Origin of the sequence: Mesorhizobium sp. M0189, from assembly GCF_040322135.1 — a bacterium.
In the GTDB taxonomy this organism is placed as follows: Bacteria; Pseudomonadota; Alphaproteobacteria; order Rhizobiales; family Rhizobiaceae; genus Mesorhizobium.
This window is the reverse complement of record NZ_JAMYSW010000019.1, coordinates 64697-82630: the sequence shown is the minus strand read 5'-3', so window position 1 is coordinate 82630 and position 17934 is coordinate 64697. Positions and strand designations below refer to the sequence as shown.

Sequence of the window (17934 nt, the reverse complement as noted above, 5' to 3'; positions counted from 1 at the left end):
TGCCCGGCTTCGAATCGCGCATGGCCGCCTGGCCGATCAATGAGACTTAGAGGAGCCGACCCATGGCCGTGACCTCCGCTGCCGCTCAGCCACCCCGGTCGACGCTGTCGCGCATTTTGACGTTCGTGTCTGAAAGTCATAACGCGCTTGGCTTCGGCTTCATGCTGCCGGCGGCGGCGCTGCTGCTGGTCTTCCTAACCTATCCGCTCGGGCTCGGCGTCTGGCTCGGCTTCACCGATGCCCGCATCGGCCGCCCCGGCATCTTCATCGGCATCGAGAACTACGAATATCTGTGGGATGACGCCGTCTTCTGGCTCTCCGTCTTCAACACCTTGCTCTACACGATCAGCGCCTCGATCCTGAAGTTTGCGCTAGGCCTCTGGCTGGCGCTTATCCTCAACCAGAACCTGCCGTTCAAGTCGTTCTTCCGCGCGATCGTCCTGCTGCCCTGGGTGGTGCCGACGGTGCTGTCGGCCATCGCCTTCTGGTGGATCTACGATTCGCAGTTCTCGATCCTGTCCTGGGCGCTTATGGAAATGGGCCTGATCGACCATCGCATCAACTTCCTCGGCGATCCGGAGAATGCGCGCGCTTCGGTCATCGCCGCCAATGTCTGGCGCGGCATTCCTTTCGTGGCGATCACGCTGCTTGCCGGCCTGCAGACGATTCCGCAGTCGCTCTACGAGGCCGCCACGCTCGACGGCGCCAGCCGCTGGCAATTGTTCCGCTATGTGACGCTGCCGCTGCTGACGCCGATCATCGCCATAACCATGACGTTTTCGGTGCTGTTCACCTTCACCGATTTCCAGCTGATCTATGTGCTGACGCGCGGCGGGCCGGTGAACGCCACCCATCTGATGGCGACGCTGTCGTTCCAGCGCGGCATTTCCGGAGGCCAGCTTGGCGAAGGCGCCGCGATCGCAGTCGCCATGATCCCGTTCCTGCTGGCGGCGATCCTGTTCAGCTACTTTGGCCTGCAACGCCGCAAATGGCAGCAGGGCGGCGGAGATTGACATGACCGCGATCGAAACGAGCAAACGCCCCGAACTCGACGAAGGCGGCATGGGCTACCTGCAGAGTGTGCCGCGCCGCGTGGTGACGGTCTATCTGCCGTTGCTGATTTTCGTCATCGTGCTGTTGTTTCCGTTCTACTGGATGACGATCACGGCGGTTAAGCCCAACCTCGAGATGACCGACTACGCCAATTTCAATCCGTTCTGGGTGGTGCATCCGACGCTCGAGCATATCCGCTATCTTCTCTTCGAGACGTCCTATCCGGGCTGGCTGCTCAACACGATCATCATCTCGACCGCCGCCACTTTCCTGTCGCTGCTGGCTGCAGTGTTCGCTGCCTATGCGATCGAACGCTTGCGGTTCTCCGGGGCGCGGCAGGTCGGCCTCGCGGTGTTCCTGGCCTATCTCGTGCCGCCGTCGATCCTGTTCATTCCGCTGTCGGTGATGGTGTTCAACCTTGGGCTTTACGACACGCCCTTCGCGCTCATCCTCACCTATCCGACCTTCCTGATCCCGTTCTGCACATGGCTGCTGATGGGTTACTTCCGCTCGATCCCGTTCGAGCTGGAGGAATGCGCGCTGATCGACGGGGCGAGCCGCTGGCAGATCCTCACCAAGATCGTGCTGCCGCTGTCGGTGCCGGGCCTGATTTCCGCGGGCATCTTCGCATTCACGCTGTCATGGAACGAGTTCATCTACGCCTTGACCTTCATCCAGTCGTCCGAAAACAAGACTCTGCCGGTCGGCGTGCTCACCGAACTGGTGCGCTCGGACGTCTATGAATGGGGGGCGCTGATGGCGGGAGCGCTGATCGGCTCGCTGCCGGTGGTGGTGCTCTATTCGTTCTTTGTCGAGCACTATGTTTCCTCGATGACCGGAGCCGTGAAGGAATAAGTTCGGAGGTATTCCCGGCGGCCGGGATGTCCCGAGGCACCCTGCCGGCCGAGGCTGCGGCGGGTTGCACACCTTTGCGTGAGGTTCCGGGAGGGTGTCAGCTGCTGGTGTCGGACTTCGGCGCAAATGCGCGGTCGGCAATGCGTTCGATGAAAGCGACGACCCGTTCCGGCCCGACGAATTGTGGCATATGGCCAAGCCCCTCGACCGGCTCGAAATCGAGCCCGCTGATCTTTTCCATCAGCGGCCAGCCATGGATATCGATGCCCAGGACGATATCGGAAGCACCGAACAGAATGCCGGCCGGCATGGTGATCTCACCATAGCGTTGCTCGATACGGCCAAGGTCGTGCTCGATGGCCACGACATCTGTCGACGTTGCATAGAAATGGCTTGGCCTGAGCCCGCACCAGCCGCCGCCCTCGATCATATAGTCGGCCGGCCTCGCCTGCGGCGCAAAAATGAAGGCCAGCGTGCGTTCTGCGTATCTGAGAGCCGCCGGGATCGCCACCGTGTGAGCCATGATCCGGCGCCGCAGCGGCGACTGAATGTATAGCGGGCCGAACTTCTCGCGCGCGTCCGGTTCCAGATGGGTCAGCGGCGCCAGCAAGGCGATACCGGAAATCGCGGTGGGATGCTCGACAGCCAGCGTCAGCGCGATGGCGCCACCCAGCGAATGGCCGACGATCAGCGGCTTTTCCAGCACAAGCGCCTCGATAAAACGCCGCACGATCTCGGCCTGCTCGGGCAGCCGCCCGCTGGCGCGCCAGGCCCGCACTGAATAGCCGGAACCCGGACGGTCGAGCGCGATCAGCCGATAGTTCGGGCCGAACCGTCCGAACAGCGTGTGGCGGAATTGATGAAGCTGCGCGCCGAGGCCGTGCAGGAAGACGATCGGCCGCCCCTCGCCCATCTCGAAATAATGGATGCGATTGCCGTCGATCTCGATGAATTTACCGCTGGCCGGCACCAGCCTTTCGGCTTTCGCCGCAATCCGCAGCGTCGCCAGCACAGGATAAGCTGCCACGACGAGCGCCAGCAGAAACAGCGCGCCGAGCAGCCATAGAAGAATCGATACCGGCATGTTCTTGCTCATGGCCCAAACCGGTGCAGCATCACCCGCCGAAGGTTCCACTGCAAGGGAGGTGGCACAGGTGGATCCGTCGTTTGGCGGCATTGCCGCCGGCCGTTCGCCGCGCTATCTCAGGCGACCCGTTGCCGGAGCCTGCCATGACCGAAATCGTCACCGCCGCCATGCTCGTCATCGGCGACGAGATTCTGTCCGGCCGCACCAAGGACAAGAACATCGGCCACCTCGCCGACATCATGACGGCGATCGGCATCGACCTGAAGGAAGTGCGCATCGTTGCGGACGAGGAAGACGAGATCGTCGCTGCGGTGAATGCGCTGCGCACCCGCTACAGCTATGTCTTCACCACCGGCGGCATCGGCCCGACGCATGACGACATCACCGCCGATTCCATCGCCAAGGCCTTCGGCGTGCCGTGCGAATACGACGCCAGGGCCTACGCCCTGCTGGAGGCAAGCTATGCTGCCCGCGGCATCGAATACACCGAAGCGCGCAAGCGCATGGCGCGGATGCCGCGCGGGGCAGACCACATCGACAACCCGGTGTCGGTTGCGCCGGGCTTTCGCATCGGCAACGTCCATGTCATGGCCGGCGTGCCTGCGATTTTCCAGGCGATGCTCGACAATGTCGTGCCGACATTACGGGCCGGCACCAAAATGCTGTCGGCAACCGTGGAATGTCCGTTCGGTGAAGGCCTGATCGGCGGCCCGCTGGGCGATATCCAGAAGGCGCATCCGGATACGATCATCGGCTCCTACCCGAAATATGGCGACGGCAAATTCTGGACGGAACTGGTGGTGCGCGCCCGCAGCCAGCAGGCGCTGGACTCCGCGCGCGCCGACGTAGAGGTTATGGTGGCGGGCCTGACCAAGGCAAGCAAGGTGGGCTGATCGGCAGGCGTGACGGAACCAAGCATCGCGCCGTGACGTTTGTCACGAGTGGGATCGCCGAAAAACTGAGGGATTGCCCATGCGCTTCAAGACCATTGTTGCCATATTGCAGAATGAACAGGACGCCGAGCGCGTTCTCGACTGCGCGATCCCGCTGGCCAGCCGGTTCCAGAGCCATCTGATCGGCATTCATGCCGAGGCGCTGCCCGTGCCCTACACCTCGGCCACCGGCTTTCCGGACACCGAGTTCCTGCAGGTTTCGGCCGACATGAACCGGGAGCGCGCCGAGAAGTTGCAGGCCGCCTTTCACAAACGCGTCGAGAATTCCGGCCTGTCGTTCGAGTGGCGCAGCCTCGAGAGTTTTTCCGGCGACAGTGCGCTGACCGGTATCTCGACCGTTCGCACCGCGGATCTGATCATCGCCGCGCAGCGCGAATCGAGCGGCGATCCGAGCGCCGACGTCGACACGCTGGTCTACGATGCCGGCCGGCCGGTGCTGGTGGTGCCGCATTCGGGTCCGCTGGTCACCAGCTTCAAGCACGTGCTGCTCGCCTGGAACGGCAGCAAGGAGGCCGCACGCGCGGCCTTCGATGCCCTGCCCTTCATCATCGAGGCCGAGAAGACGGACATCGTCGTCATCGACCCGCCGGATACGCTCGAAGAGGCGCCGGAAACGGCCGCCGCCGAGATCGCCGCCTCGCTGTCCAGGCACGGCGCGACCGTCAGCGTCTCGGTGCTGAGGTCCGGCGGCGCCTCGGTCGACGACATCATCCAGACCAGGGTCGCCGAATCGGGCGCGGACCTGCTCGTGCTCGGCGCCTACAGCCATTCCTGGCTGCGCCAGCTGCTGTTCGGCGGGGTGACGCGAACGGTGCTGCGGACCGCGCCGGTGGCGGCTTTCCTGTCGCGGTAAGTTCATAGAGATCACGGGTTGGACAATCGCTTTGCCGCGCCCTTGCCAAGGCCAAGCCTTTCCAGTTAATTCCGCCCGCATTCCATAGTGTCTGCGCGCGATGCGCGCTTTGCGGAGTGCGCGAAAGATGTCCCTGCCCGAAAAAGCCTTCCCGGTCTCCTGGGACCAGTTCCACCGCGATGCACGCGCGCTCGCCTGGCGGCTTGCCGGCGCCAACAAGGGGCAATGGAAGGCAATCGTCTGCATCACGCGCGGCGGCCTGGTTCCGGCCGCCATCATTTCGCGCGAGCTCGGCATCCGCATCATCGAGACGGTCTGCGTTGCCTCCTATCACGATTATACCAGCCAGGGGCAGTTGCAGGTGCTGAAGGAGGTCACCCCGGCGCTGCTCGCCGATGACGGCGCTGGCGTGCTGATCATCGACGACCTCACCGACACCGGCAAGACGGCGGGCATCGTGCGCGCGATGATGCCTAGGGCGCATTTCGCCACCGTCTATGCCAAGCCGAAAGGCAGGCCGATGGTCGACACTTTCGTTACCGAGGTCAGCCAGGACACCTGGATCTATTTTCCCTGGGACATGGGCTTCACCTACCAAAAGCCGATCGCCGACGACCACGCCGGCTGATTCGCGGTAACGCCGCTTCCGTCGGAAGACAGCGTCGAGCACTCCTTGAAGGAGTGGCCCCGGCACACGATATTTCCTTAATCGACGCCCATTGGAGTGGTTAACCAGTCCACATGAAGTTTTTTACTTTTATTGCTTATGATTAGCCGTAAGATTTACGAGACGGCAAAACGATTCTGGAAGCTGGGGCAAGCTTCTCCGATGTTGACAAGGCCAACGACGCACAACCATCTGGCCGAAAGAGTCCGGCGACTCTTCGGCACGGTGCCGTCCCGCCTGCAGGTTGCAGCGCTGCCTTGGCGCGACAGCGAGGACGGCGTGGAGGTCATGTTGATCACCAGCCGCGATACCGGCCGCTGGGTGCTTCCCAAGGGCTGGCCGGAAGCAAAGGAGCCGCTTTGCGAAGCAGCGGCGCGCGAGGCCGGCGAAGAGGCCGGGCTGCGCGGCACGATCTCGCATCATGAGGCCGGCCGCTATTTCTATGCCAAGGTGCTGGCGTCCGGCGAGGAAGTGCCCTGCGAGGTGCTGGTGTTTCCGCTGCACGTCGACAAGGTCGCCGACCGGTGGAAGGAAAAGCGGGCGCGCATCCGCAAATGGGTCAGCGCCGCCGAGGCGGTACGCATGGTCAACGAGCCCGACCTTTGTCAGATCATCGGCCATTTCGGTGCTGACCCGCATCGCTTCAACTGAGTCGGCACATGGCTTCCGAGTCGGCATGGTCTTCGCTGCGGCGAAGGCCTTCGAGCGTCGCACCAGGCTTGTGGCTACAAAAACGGAAATCAGCGCGCTTCTGTCCCCGTTATCCACATATGTGACACACAAGATGTTGGGGTCATAAAAGCTACGCAAACGAATCCTTGACGGCGCAAAACGAGTCGCCTTTTATAGGCCATGCGCTCCTGTTGAGAGTGCGACCGGAAAAGTTTCGAGGCCGGTCTTTTTCCCGGAATATGTGCGTTTTGAGCCGCATTCCCGCCTGTTTACGAGGCCGGCGAAGGCGTGGGATTTTGAAGCCTTGGGTGGCGAAAGGGAGGATTGTCGGACTTGAATAAATTGTCTGTTAATACTATATTTAGTGTTTGCAGGTAGGTTCGACGCTAGATAATGTGAATTTCCCTCGACCGAGGGTGTTGCAAAAAGTTTTCAGTTTTGAGGGACCCACAGGGTCCGTCAGCGCGTTGGACAGCGACCTCGCAAGAGGTTCGACCGGCAGGGCGGCGGAGACTGTGAAGATGAGAGCCGGCGGTTTTCGAACGCCGGCAGACGGCGGCCATGCGCGTTTCGTCAAGAGGGCAGAAATCCTCTGGGAAAAGCGCTATATGTAGACAAAAGGGACCGGACCAATGCGCATCGAGCGTCGTTTCACCAAGCCAGGGCAATCAGCTTACGCGGAGATCGAGTTCCGCAAGGCGCTTTCGGAGATCAAGAATCCGGATGGCTCGGTGGTGTTCCGCTTGGACAACATCGACGTGCCGGCGCAGTTCTCCCAGGTTGCCGCCGATATCCTGGCGCAGAAATATTTCCGCAAGGCGGGCGTTCCCGCACGGCTGAAGAAGGTCGAGGAGACGCAAGTCCCCTCCTTCCTGTGGCGCTCGGTCGCCGACGAGGCTGAACTGGCCAAGCTGCCGGAAGCCGAGCGCTACGGTTCCGAGACCGACGCCCGCCAGGTCTTCGACCGGCTTGCCGGCACCTGGACCTATTGGGGCTGGAAAGGCGGCTACTTCAAGTCGGAGGAAGACGCGCGCGCCTTCCGCGACGAGCTCGCCTATATGCTGGCCACCCAGCGCGTCGCACCGAATTCGCCGCAATGGTTCAACACCGGCCTGCACTGGGCCTATGGCATCGACGGCCCGAGCCAGGGCCATTTCTATGTCGACCCGTTCACCGGCAAGCTGACCAAGTCGAAGTCTTCCTACGAGCATCCGCAGCCGCATGCCTGCTTCATCCAGGGCGTGCAGGACGACCTCGTCAACGAGGGCGGCATCATGGATTTGTGGGTGCGTGAGGCGCGCCTGTTCAAATACGGCTCCGGCACCGGCTCCAACTTCTCGTTCCTGCGCGGCGAAGGCGAAAAGCTGTCGGGCGGCGGCCGCTCGTCGGGCCTGATGAGCTTCCTCAAGATCGGCGACCGCGCCGCCGGCGCCATCAAGTCGGGCGGCACGACGCGTCGCGCCGCGAAAATGGTCATCGTCGACGCCGATCATCCCGATATCGAGGAATTCATCGACTGGAAGGTCAATGAGGAGCAGAAGGTAGCCTCGCTGGTCACCGGCTCGAAGATCGTCAAGAAGCACCTCGAAGCGATCATGAAGGCCTGCATCAACTGCGAAGGCAATGGCGACGATTGCTTCGACCCGGCGGTCAACACCGCGCTGAAGCGCGAGATCAAGGCGGCCAAGAAGGACGCGGTGCCGGAGAACTACATCTACCGCGTCATCCAGTTCGCCAAGCAGGGCTACACCTCGATGTCGTTCAAGACCTACGACACCGATTGGGATTCGGACGCCTATCTCACCGTTTCCGGCCAGAACTCCAACAATTCGGTGTCGCTGAAGGACGATTTCCTGCGCGCGGTCGAGCAGGACGGCGACTGGCATCTCACCGCCCGCAAGGACGGGAAGGTGCTGAAAACGCTGAAGGCGCGCGATCTCTGGGAAAAGATCGGCTATGCCGCCTGGGCGTCGGCCGATCCGGGCCTGCATTTCAACACGACGATGAACGACTGGCACACCTGCGCCTCGGCCGGTGCGATCCGGGCGTCCAATCCGTGCTCGGAATATATGTTCCTCGACGACACCGCCTGCAATCTGGCCTCGATCAACCTTCTGCCCTATCGCAACGCCGACGGCACCATCGACATCGCCGCCTACGAGCACACGGTGCGGCTGTGGACCATGGTGCTGGAAATCTCCGTCATGATGGCGCAGTTCCCGTCGAAGGAGATCGCCAAGCTTTCCTACGAGTACCGCACGCTCGGCCTCGGCTACGCCAATATCGGCGGCCTGCTGATGACCTCGGGCATTCCCTATGATTCCGACGAGGGCCGCGCCATCTGCGCCGCCCTCACCGCGATCATGACCGGCACCGCCTATGCCACTTCGGCTGAAATGGCCGCCGAGCTCGGCGCCTTCCCCGACTACGACCGCAATGCGCAGAACATGCTGCGCGTCATGCGCAACCACCGCCGTGCTGCCTATGGCGACAGGGACGGCTACGAGAAGCTCGCCGTCAACCCGGTGCCGCTGGTCGCCTCGGATCTCAGGCAGCAAGAGCTTGCCGACCATGCCAAGGCCGCCTGGGACCGCGCCATCGAGCTTGGCGAGGAGCATGGCTACCGCAACGCGCAGGCAACGGTGATCGCCCCGACCGGCACGATTGGCCTGGTGATGGATTGCGATACCACCGGCATCGAGCCCGACTTCGCGCTGGTAAAATTCAAGAAGCTCGCCGGCGGCGGCTATTTCAAGATCATCAACCGTGCGGTTCCGGAAGCGTTGCGCACGCTTGGCTATTCCGAGAGCCAGATCGCCGAGATCGAGGCCTATGCCGTCGGCCATGGCAATCTCAACCAGGCGCCTGCCATTAACCCCGGCTCGCTCAAGGCAAAAGGCTTCACCGACGACAAGATCGCGGCGCTCAATGCGGCGCTGAAGTCGGCCTTCGACATCAAGTTCGTCTTCAACCAGTGGACGCTGGGCGCCGAATGGGTGAAGGAGAATTTTGGCTTCACCGATGAGCAGCTCAACGATTTCTCGTTCGAGATGCTGCCGGCGCTTGGCTTTTCGAAGAAGGACATCGAGGCCGCCAACATCCATGTCTGCGGGGCGATGACGCTGGAAGGCGCGCCGTTCCTGAAGGCCGAGCACCTGCCGGTGTTCGACTGCGCCAGCCCGTGCGGCAAGATCGGCAAGCGTTCGCTGTCGATCAACAGCCACATCATGATGATGGCGGCGGCGCAGCCCTTCATCTCCGGCGCCATTTCCAAGACCATCAACATGCCGAACGACGCGACGGTGGAAGACGCCAAGGGCGCCTACATGCTGTCGTGGAAGCTGGCGCTGAAGGCCAACGCGCTCTATCGCGACGGCTCGAAGCTGTCGCAGCCGCTCAATGCCTCGCTGCTCGCCGATGGCGAGGAGGACGAGGACGAAGCCGTCGAGCAGCTGATCGCGGGACCGGCCGCGCAGCGCGCCGTTCAGGTGACCGAGAAGATCGTCGAGCGCGTCGTCGAGCGTCTCTACCGCGACCGCGAGAAACTGCCGAACCGCCGCAAGGGCTATACCCAGAAGGCGGTCGTCGGCGGCCACAAGGTCTATCTCAGGACCGGCGAGTTCGACGACGGCCGTATCGGCGAGATCTTCATCGACATGCACAAGGAAGGTGCGGCCTTCCGGGCGATGATGAACAACTTCGCCATCGCCATCTCGCTCGGCCTGCAATATGGCGTGCCGCTCGACGAATATGTCGAGGCCTTCACCTTCACCAAGTTCGAGCCGGCCGGCATGGTGCAGGGCAACGACGCCATCAAGAACGCCACGTCGATCCTCGACTACGTGTTCCGCGAACTTGCCGTATCCTATCTCGGCCGCCACGATCTCGCCCATGTCGACCAGTCGGATTTCGACAAGACCGCACTCGGGCGCGGCATCAACGAAGGCAAGGCGACGCCCTTCTCCAAGGGCCTGACCCGCGGTGCCTCGCCGGTCAAGCTGGTGTCGGGCATGGGAGCGGAGCCCAAGGGCTTTGCCGGCGCGGGCTCCGGAACTCCGTCCCGTACCGCCCCGACCGCCTTCTCCGGCTCCAACGTGCTGACGTTGAAGCCGGCCAGCGACGAAGCCATCGCCTACAAGCGCGACTATGAGGAACGCGCCAGGGAACTGGTCGAGGACATCGTCTACGCGGAAGCGTCCGACCCCACGGAGCTGTTCACCGACGAGGCCGCAAAAGAAGCAGCCGAAGCCAAAGCGCTCGCCGCCAACCGGCGCCAGCAATCGCTGATGCAGGGCTACACCGGCAACGAATGCTCGGAGTGCCATAATTTCACGATGGTGCGGAACGGGACGTGCGAGAAGTGCGATACTTGTGGGGCGACGAGCGGGTGTAGCTGAGGCCATTTCCCCAACTAGTCCAACCACAAAACCCAACGACCTGCTTTTGCAGCGGGCCGTTGGGTGATGAAATTAGTTTGAATAACTTACAGCAGAACGGGCGGCAGAGACCGGGGTCAGTTAGTAGCCATGTGGCGTGACGTCCTTCTCCAACTCTGCGACTTCCTTCTTTACGATCTGGAGAAATCTCTTATTGATCCGCTCCTGAGTCCAAGATCGTACGACGCTATCGTCCCCGAAAAAATCCATATCTGCAATTAATTTTATTTTTTGTTCATTTGTATAGTCGTCAAACTTCGGTATGTATTTTGTACTATTCATGTTAAACCTTATTTCGTAGTAGGCTTTTACAAACTTCTTCGGCTTTCCGTATTTATCAAGGCCGAGCGCTGACCATTCCCGAGAAACAAATGCATCCAATCTCTTCAGTTGACTAACATCATCGGTCAAAGAGAAGAAAAACATCCACCCCATACGTTTGCCGTTAAAAATACATCCGCTTATCTTGATATTTAACCTAGAAAATATCTTGCTATTATTTGCACTGTATTTGGCTAACGTAATAACCGATATGATATTATCGATCATTCGTCGATACGAACTACTTCTTACAGATATAGCTCCTGGCTTAATTTTATAGCCAAGATACTCTATTCCCTTGGAAACTGGCACTATCTTCGTCTTACTGCCCTCCACAAGCTCGTGGCTACTTAGTCCGATCTTTTCCAGACTGTTGTATATCGATTTAAATTTGCGCTTAGCCTCGACACTTTTGCATATTACGACAATGTCATCCACATAGCGAAAATATGTGAACCTCGACTGAGCCATCTGATCAAATTTGGTCATGTATATCGAGGAAAGAATGTTAGACACACTAAGCCCTTGCGGCACTCCTCTGGTATTAACGCCATCCCCAACCCGATTGCCCGTAGGGGTTCGAATCGCTTTGAGCACGAGGTTTAGGATCGCACGCGACCGTATGCGTTGCCGTAGGCGGGATAGTAGACTCTCATGGAGAATACTCGGATAGAAATCTTTGATATCCAATTGAATAAAGGAGTACTCATCAGTGAGTGGCTTTATGAACTCGGCGATCTCGCCCACATAGTAATGCGGGGCGGACGGCTTTCGATCCTTGAAGATCTCCATCAGAACGTTAGTCAGAGCTCGAAGCGCCAACCTGTCTCGTACTGTTGCAATTGAAATTTCGCGCGGGATCTTACCCGCCCCCTTCAACACAAGCTTTTGCTTAAAAGCTGTAAAATCATATTTATCCTCCCACGCCCTGACGGCCATGCGAGCTACTTCAACATCTATAGTCTTCTCAAATTCAGTTGGGTTAATGCCATCCTTGCCGGCTGTCGCACTCTGCAAAATTCTTTCATAGAAGATTGCCTTTAGGCGATCTACCGAGAATTCCCGCTTAAAAAGCTCACTTGGGGACATCGATACCCAGGCCCAACAGCGGGGCAAACAGAAAGACTACCGGAAGCAAGAACAATAATATCACGACAGAATAGAAGAATGCTGACCTGCACAGAAAAGATATCACCATAAATTTTGTGAAGGACAGTTCGACGCTCCCATTTCTGAGCTTTTTTCCCTCTAACAAGGTATGATTTACGAGAAGATCGTAATAATCTCTATCGGAGTGATTTGGAAACTTTGATAGAATATCCATATACCGCATCTGCTTATCTTCAGGCGGCAAATTCTCACCATGTAGTTTCTGTAGACTTAAGTAACAATCTCGAAATACCATTGCCGCCGCTTCAAATCGAAACCCAGCCACCACTAGAGACGCAGCCAGAACAACCACAGAGGCAGAAATATTAATACTATCAAATAATTTGTAGTAGTTTCTATAATACTCCGAAAAAGCCGATATAACAACAACAAACAGTGAGTAGTACGTGAGAAGCAAATACGAATAATTCTGCCTTCTGAGCGCTTTACGCTCTGAAATCATCCTTGTTCTAGACGTAATCCAGATTCTGTCATCGACATTGCCATCTGGTGTGTCAGCCATGAGTCCTCCGTTCGATGAGAGGTACGGACGCCATTTCTCAAAGCAACTAAGCACTCGCAAGAAGCGGATGCAGCATAAGCTGAGGCAGATGCCCCCCTAGATAACCATGACCCATGAATGAGCCAATGAGATTGCTCTCACTCCGTCCGTACCCCAAGACATATAAATTCTAAATGCTTACGCGGTTCAAGTCTTTTTCCTCTTCTAAACGGCAAGACCTCCCTTCGCATGTAGCGCTAGTATGGGATTGACCGTGAAAAGGCGATACTCAGATCGTGCTCCTCTAAGGCAAAATCTCCAGCGTCTGCTCGCCAAACAGCGGCTCATCCTGGCCGATGCGGACGAACAGCACCTTCCGCACCTCCGCCCGCCAGCACCTCGAAACACCGGATGCCGTCAGGCATTTCGGCCGCGCCGCGACCGCTGTATTTGATGGCCAATGCGTTGCCAAAGTGTCCGAAGTGGATCTGGCGGAAGCCGAGGTCGCAGCGCTGCACCCAGGCGCCAAGGCCGATCGTCTTGTCGGCCGGTTTTTCGCAGCCGCAGTTGTCGATAGGCGGGCGCGACGGCGCCGGCTCTTCCGCACCCGCTGCGGCGGCCATCGTCACCGATGGAAACAGGGCGCAGATCGAGGCTATCGATCTGATGGCGCTATTCATCGCTGCATCCTGTCAAAGTGAAGGTAGCTCAGCTACTCCGCGTCGGCCACCATCTGCCGTCCGCCAGTCCAGTCGCGCCAGGCCCTCTCGTCGCCATGGAACACGTTGAGGTCGATGCGGCCTCTCACACCGTGCGACAGGCCGGAGCCGGAATATTGCCAGAACAGCCATTTGCGGCCGGGATAGACCTTTGACGGATGCGCCGCCACGGCGCGCAGCCAGAATGGATAATCTGGGAATGCGCCGCGCAGATTGTCGCGGTAGAAGTCGGGCGCGGTGTAGATGATCGGCCGCTGGCCGTAGTGGCGCTCGAGCTTGTCCATGAACACCTGCATCTTCTCCAGCACCTTTTGCCGGGACGGGCGGCGCTTGCAGCTGGATTCGCCGTTCCACTCGACGTCGATCACCGGCGGCAGCGCACCCTCGACCCTCGGCACGTTGCGGATGAACCAGTCCGCCTGCTCGCCGGCGGTGCGGCACCAGTAGAAGAAATGATAGGCGCCGCGCTTCAGACCGGCGGCGTCGGCATTGCGCCAGTTCCTGGTAAACATCGGGTCGATATGATCGCCACCGTCGGTCGCCTTGATGTAGGCGAAGTTGGCGCCCTGGGCGCGCAGCTTTTGCCAGTTCACATTGCCCTGCCAGCGCGAAACGTCGACGCCATGGACGGCGAGGCGCCTTGGCGAGGAGGACTTGCCGAAATTGATCGGCTTGGCGTCGAGAAAACCATAGCGCGTGACCGGCTCGGCAAGCATCGCCGGTGCCGCGCGTGTCAGCCGTTTCGGCGGCGACATCAGCGCGATCACCTCGGCCGGCGGTTCGACGTCCTGATCGGGTACGTCCATCGCGACCGGCTGCTCGTCCTGCTCCTGTTCGGCAAAGGCGGGCGCAGCATCAGTTGTCGCCACGGATGCCACCGGCGCGGGTGGCCGCACAACCGAGCTGGTGGTCTCGCTGGACGGCACTTGCAGCGCATCGACGCTGGAGGTCGACGTGCAGCCGGCAAGGCACAGCGCTGCGATCGAGAAGATGACGACGCCTGATAACCGCATCTGGACCTGTACGCAAAACACAACAGACCGAAGGCAGGACAACGCCGCCGGACAAACCAAGCTGGATTCCTAACAAGAAACTACCAACAAAGTTTGAATCGAATTGTTAGGGCTCTCGTCGAGACGTCGGCGGGACGGAGGCGCGCTATCCCTCCAACGTTTGGCCATGTCGCTGCCTCCGCTTGACAACTCATGGCATGAGATTAGTCTCTACTAATCTTACGGTGTAAGGCACTACTTGGGAGGAAGTTATGCAGCCCGCCGCCCTGTCAGAATTGCAGCCGGCGGTCACGCCGGAGCCACGCTCGCCCGCCATCGGGATCGACGAGATATCCGGCGATCTCAGCCGCGTCATCGAACGCGCTGAGGTCGATGCCTGGCTCGATCTCTATCGCGCCGCCCCGGCAGACTTTGCCGCAAGGCAAGGCCTAGCCATCGCCGAAGATGGCGATCTCGTCTGGACCACCTGCACGACGATCCCGTTCATCCATTTCAACTGCGTCAAGAACCTTGGTGTCGATAGCGCGGCCACCGAGAGCCGGCTCGATACGCTTCTGAGGCATTATCGCGACGCCGGCATTCTGCGGCCCTGGTTCTACACCAACCCACACACCGAGCCCGCGACGCTCAGCTGCTGGCTCGAGGCGCGCGGCCTGCAGCGTCAGGGAGGCTGGGAACGCATCTTTCGCGACGCCACGCCGTTGCCAGCGGAGCCGCTTTTCCCGACGGAGGATGTCTCGGTCGAGCGGGTGACGCCGGCAACGGCAAGGGAATGGGCTGGGTTCATCGACAGCCAATACCGGTTGCCGACCTCACCGTGGTTACTGGCGCTGGCCGGCCGGCGCGGATGGCATCATTACATGCTGCGGCGGGACGGCGCTGTGGCGGCGGTGCGCTCGATGTTCATCGGTGCCGACGGCATGGCCTGGAGCGGCATCGACGCGCCGGTGCCCGGCATCATGGCGCCGAGCTTCGATCTCGATGCAATGCTCGGCGAAGCGATGGTGCGCGACGGACTTGCGGCCGGTGCAAAACTGTTCGTGGCCGATATCGAGGCGCCGCAAGCCGAACGCGACGGGCCGGCCTATCGCAACTATGCACGTCTCGGCTTCAAACTCGCTTATTTCCGCAGCCATTACAGCTATTTGCCGGCAAATTCCGGCTAACCGCTTCAAGACCCTAGCCGCACAGCCACAGCTTGTGGCAGGTCGTGGCCATCAGGTGGGCCGGCGGTACAAAACGATCGTTGACCGCCACATCATCGTCCGCCCGCCGGACTTTTTCTTCGAGCAGCGTGCGAAGTTGCGCCGGTTGCACGCGGTCGCGCTCCATCACCAGCTTGATCATCGGATCGCTCAAGAGTTCGTCCAGGGTGTTGATGCTGTCGTTCATTCCGTCGCCTCCTCGACTGCCGCCCGCACGCAATAGATAGGCAGCAATGATGGCCCGCCAATGACGCTTTGCCGGCTATCTCGTGTCGCTTTGGATTAAATTTTGTCCAGATTTCACCTCAAACCGGAGGTGGCGCGCCTTCATATTGCGGCAGGCCGTCGTCGATCTGCACCCAGGGCTGCTTCGAGGCGGTCCAGATATGCATCTCGGGCCTGAACACTGAGGGGTCATCGAGCGAGCCGGTGGTGACGCCGATGATGCCGGCGGAATCGCGCCGGGAAAACATCGTCGTGCCGCAGCGCGGGCAAAAGCCGCGCTTGAGATCGGGCGAGGAATTCACCATCGCCAGCGGACCGTCGACCGTCACATCGTCGATACGGAACAGCATGCGCGCGTTGAAGGCGGCACCCAGCGCCTTCTGGCACAACCGGCAATGGCAGATCCGCTCATTGATCGGTGCCGCCTCGGCGCGGTAGCGCACCGCGCCGCACAAACATCCACCCTGATATCCAGCCATCGCCCGCGTCCCTTCCCTGTAAGGATAGGCGATACCTATCGATAGGCGTGGCAGCGTCAATTGAAAAGCTTTGATGGCGCCATCTATAGCTGTGATGCGGCCGATACACGATTGGCTCGATGCGCCGCGCCAAGGCCTCATCGACGAAATGCCGGCCGTCTCGCGGGAGACGGCCGGCAGACAATTGACTGCGTGTCAGTTCGTTTCGTTGACGACTTCGTCCCAGGTCTTGACCTTGGTCTCGCCATTAAGGAACGGCAGCGCGGCAGGTGTCAGTTCCGGCGCGAAGAACACATCGTAGTGGGTGCGGTTCGGCACGATCGCCAGGCGGTTCTGCGACAGGTTCTCGCGCATCCAGCCGGCGTCCTTCAATCCGCCGCCGAGCATCTGGTAGAATTTGATCTCGTGCTCGGGCCGGTACATGTCGCTGTCGCCAAACACCAGCATCACCGGCATTTTCAGCTTCGGCACGTCGGCGGAATAATCGTAGTCCTTGCGCATATAGGCGCCAAGTTGATCGAGGAGTTTCGGAAAATCCTCCGGATGCGGCGCAACGGCGACGTAGGATTTGTACATCGGCGTGTCCTTCATCATGTCAGCCATCGCCGCGCCGACCTGTGCCTGCTGGCCACGCATCTCGGCATAGAAGCCGTCCGCGGCGTAGGGGGTCGAGACCAGCACCAGCCGGCGCACCGCCTCGGGATGCTGCACGGCCATGCGGAAGGCGACGCCGCCACCCAGCGAATAACCCATGACGTCGACCTTGTCGTAGCCGAGCGCCTTGACGATCGCCGCCATGTCGTCGCCCATCGCCTCCAGGCTGAGCGGCCGGTCGCCGAGTGCGGTGCGGCCATGGCCCTGCAGGTCGACGCCGATGACGGTGCGGTTTTCGGTAAGCTTCGGCAGGATCGGCGCGAACATATCCGTCGTGCCGAGCCCGCCATGCAGCAGAAGCAGCGGCTCTCCCTTACCATAGACGGCGTAATAATAGTTCAAACCGTTGATCGGCAGCAGGCCGGATTTTTCCGGCTTCGGCAATGTTGCGGTTGCGGTCGTCATGGCGGGCTTGGCCTCCTCAGCGTTGATGGTGCCCGGCGCCGCAAACAGCGCGGCGGCCGAAGCGAAAATGGCGAAAAATATCGATCTGGACATGTCAGTCTCCCTCTCCCGTTTGCATCAAAGTCGCTTTGCGACTTCCTCGAGCTGTTCGGCGCACTGGCCCCAGCCCTCGTGAAAACCCATTTTCTCGTGCTGTTCGCGGTCGGCGACCGACCAATGCGCAACCCGGGCGACGTAGCGGGTCTTGCCCGTGCCCTCGTCCTCGAGTGTCACAATGCCGGTCATGAACGGTTTGGCGGAAGGCTCCCACGCCTTGGTATAGGCATCGGTGAAGACGAGCTTCCTGCCCGGCACGACTTCGAGGAAGACGCCGGGGTTCGCAAACTCGTTGCCGTCGGGACCGGCCATGACGACCAGGCTGGTGCCGCCGGCGCGAACGTCCATCTCAGCGCGCGGCGTCGTCCACGGCTTCGGCGCAAACCATTGCGTCAACAGCTTCGGCTCGGTCCAGCAGCGATAGACGTTCTCGCGCGGTGCATCGATGATGCGGGCGAGAACCAGTTCGCGGTCGGAGTTGGGGGCGATGTCGAGCTTGGTGGTCATGGTGTTTCCTCACATGTCGGGTTTGGCTTTCGTGTCTAGGACGAACCGACAAGACGCAAGCCGACACGGGTCCGCGAGAAAAA

Annotated in this window: 17 protein-coding genes; 8 read left to right on the top strand and 9 right to left on the bottom strand. The window is 60.2% G+C overall.

What is annotated here, in order from left to right; translation table 11 throughout:
* Nucleotides 1-161 precede the first annotated feature (161 nt).
* The gene (locus NKJ09_RS26940) at nt 162-1013 is read left to right on the top strand and encodes a carbohydrate ABC transporter permease (RefSeq protein WP_376705884.1); all 852 of its coding nucleotides are present in this window, start codon (nt 162-164) and stop codon (nt 1011-1013) included.
* Between the two features lies 1 nt (nt 1014).
* Nucleotides 1015-1908, top strand: a complete 894-nt coding sequence (locus NKJ09_RS26935; protein WP_352495826.1) for a carbohydrate ABC transporter permease — start codon at nt 1015-1017, stop codon at nt 1906-1908.
* 97 nt (nt 1909-2005) lie between these two features.
* Here the strand turns inward: NKJ09_RS26935 and NKJ09_RS26930 are convergent, their stop codons facing one another.
* A complete protein-coding gene (locus tag NKJ09_RS26930) occupies nt 2006-2992 on the bottom strand; it encodes an alpha/beta fold hydrolase (RefSeq protein ID WP_352495825.1) in 987 nt (328 codons plus the stop codon).
* A 146-nt stretch (nt 2993-3138) separates the two neighbouring features.
* On the opposite strand from NKJ09_RS26930, the gene NKJ09_RS26925 reads away from it, so the two are divergent.
* The 5 genes from NKJ09_RS26925 (at nt 3139) to NKJ09_RS26905 (ending at nt 10537) form a co-directional block, all read left to right on the top strand.
* On the top strand, nt 3139-3888 hold the full coding sequence (locus tag NKJ09_RS26925) for a competence/damage-inducible protein A (RefSeq protein ID WP_352481143.1): 750 nt from the start codon (nt 3139-3141) through the stop codon (nt 3886-3888).
* 79 nt (nt 3889-3967) lie between these two features.
* A complete protein-coding gene (locus NKJ09_RS26920; protein WP_352495824.1) occupies nt 3968-4801 on the top strand; it encodes a universal stress protein in 834 nt (277 codons plus the stop codon).
* A gap of 127 nt (nt 4802-4928) precedes the next feature.
* Nucleotides 4929-5429 (top strand): xanthine phosphoribosyltransferase, encoded by a 501-nt coding sequence (gene gpt, locus NKJ09_RS26915; RefSeq protein WP_352481145.1) that lies wholly within the window; start codon nt 4929-4931, stop codon nt 5427-5429.
* A gap of 201 nt (nt 5430-5630) precedes the next feature.
* Entirely contained in the window at nt 5631-6119 is a 489-nt protein-coding gene (locus tag NKJ09_RS26910; RefSeq protein WP_352495823.1) for an NUDIX hydrolase, read from the top strand.
* A gap of 653 nt (nt 6120-6772) precedes the next feature.
* On the top strand, nt 6773-10537 hold the full coding sequence (locus NKJ09_RS26905; RefSeq protein WP_352495822.1) for a vitamin B12-dependent ribonucleotide reductase: 3765 nt from the start codon (nt 6773-6775) through the stop codon (nt 10535-10537).
* Nucleotides 10538-10657: 120 nt separating this feature from the next.
* On the opposite strand, the gene NKJ09_RS26900 is transcribed toward NKJ09_RS26905, so the two are convergent.
* The 4 genes from NKJ09_RS26900 to NKJ09_RS26885 form a co-directional block, all read right to left on the bottom strand.
* Nucleotides 10658-11986, bottom strand: coding sequence for a reverse transcriptase domain-containing protein (locus NKJ09_RS26900; RefSeq protein ID WP_352610489.1), 1329 nt, complete (start codon nt 11984-11986; stop codon nt 10658-10660).
* Nucleotides 11973-12569, bottom strand: a complete 597-nt coding sequence (locus tag NKJ09_RS26895; RefSeq protein ID WP_352495820.1) for an SLATT domain-containing protein — start codon at nt 12567-12569, stop codon at nt 11973-11975. The genes NKJ09_RS26900 and NKJ09_RS26895 overlap by 14 nt, the downstream gene beginning before the upstream one ends.
* A 323-nt stretch (nt 12570-12892) precedes the next feature.
* Complete coding sequence (locus tag NKJ09_RS26890) at nt 12893-13228, bottom strand: hypothetical protein (RefSeq protein WP_352495819.1); 336 nt, start codon at nt 13226-13228, stop codon at nt 12893-12895.
* A gap of 32 nt (nt 13229-13260) precedes the next feature.
* Nucleotides 13261-14280 carry a glycoside hydrolase family 25 protein gene (locus NKJ09_RS26885; RefSeq protein ID WP_352495818.1) on the bottom strand — a complete coding sequence of 340 codons (1020 nt, stop codon included), beginning with the start codon at nt 14278-14280 and terminating at the stop codon, nt 13261-13263.
* A gap of 251 nt (nt 14281-14531) precedes the next feature.
* Between NKJ09_RS26885 and NKJ09_RS26880 the strand changes: the two genes are divergently transcribed.
* Entirely contained in the window at nt 14532-15446 is a 915-nt protein-coding gene (locus NKJ09_RS26880; protein WP_352495817.1) for a hypothetical protein, read from the top strand.
* Nucleotides 15447-15459: 13 nt separating this feature from the next.
* Here the strand turns inward: NKJ09_RS26880 and NKJ09_RS26875 are convergent, their stop codons facing one another.
* From NKJ09_RS26875 to NKJ09_RS26860, 4 genes are all read right to left on the bottom strand, one after another.
* On the bottom strand, nt 15460-15672 hold the full coding sequence (locus NKJ09_RS26875; protein WP_352495816.1) for a hypothetical protein: 213 nt from the start codon (nt 15670-15672) through the stop codon (nt 15460-15462).
* A 118-nt stretch (nt 15673-15790) separates the two neighbouring features.
* On the bottom strand, nt 15791-16189 hold the full coding sequence (locus NKJ09_RS26870; RefSeq protein ID WP_352481152.1) for a GFA family protein: 399 nt from the start codon (nt 16187-16189) through the stop codon (nt 15791-15793).
* Nucleotides 16190-16384: 195 nt separating this feature from the next.
* Nucleotides 16385-17341, bottom strand: coding sequence for an alpha/beta fold hydrolase (locus NKJ09_RS26865; protein WP_352481153.1), 957 nt, complete (start codon nt 17339-17341; stop codon nt 16385-16387).
* A gap of 24 nt (nt 17342-17365) precedes the next feature.
* The gene (locus NKJ09_RS26860) at nt 17366-17851 is read right to left on the bottom strand and encodes an SRPBCC family protein (RefSeq protein WP_023717419.1); all 486 of its coding nucleotides are present in this window, start codon (nt 17849-17851) and stop codon (nt 17366-17368) included.
* Nucleotides 17852-17934: the final 83 nt, after the last annotated feature.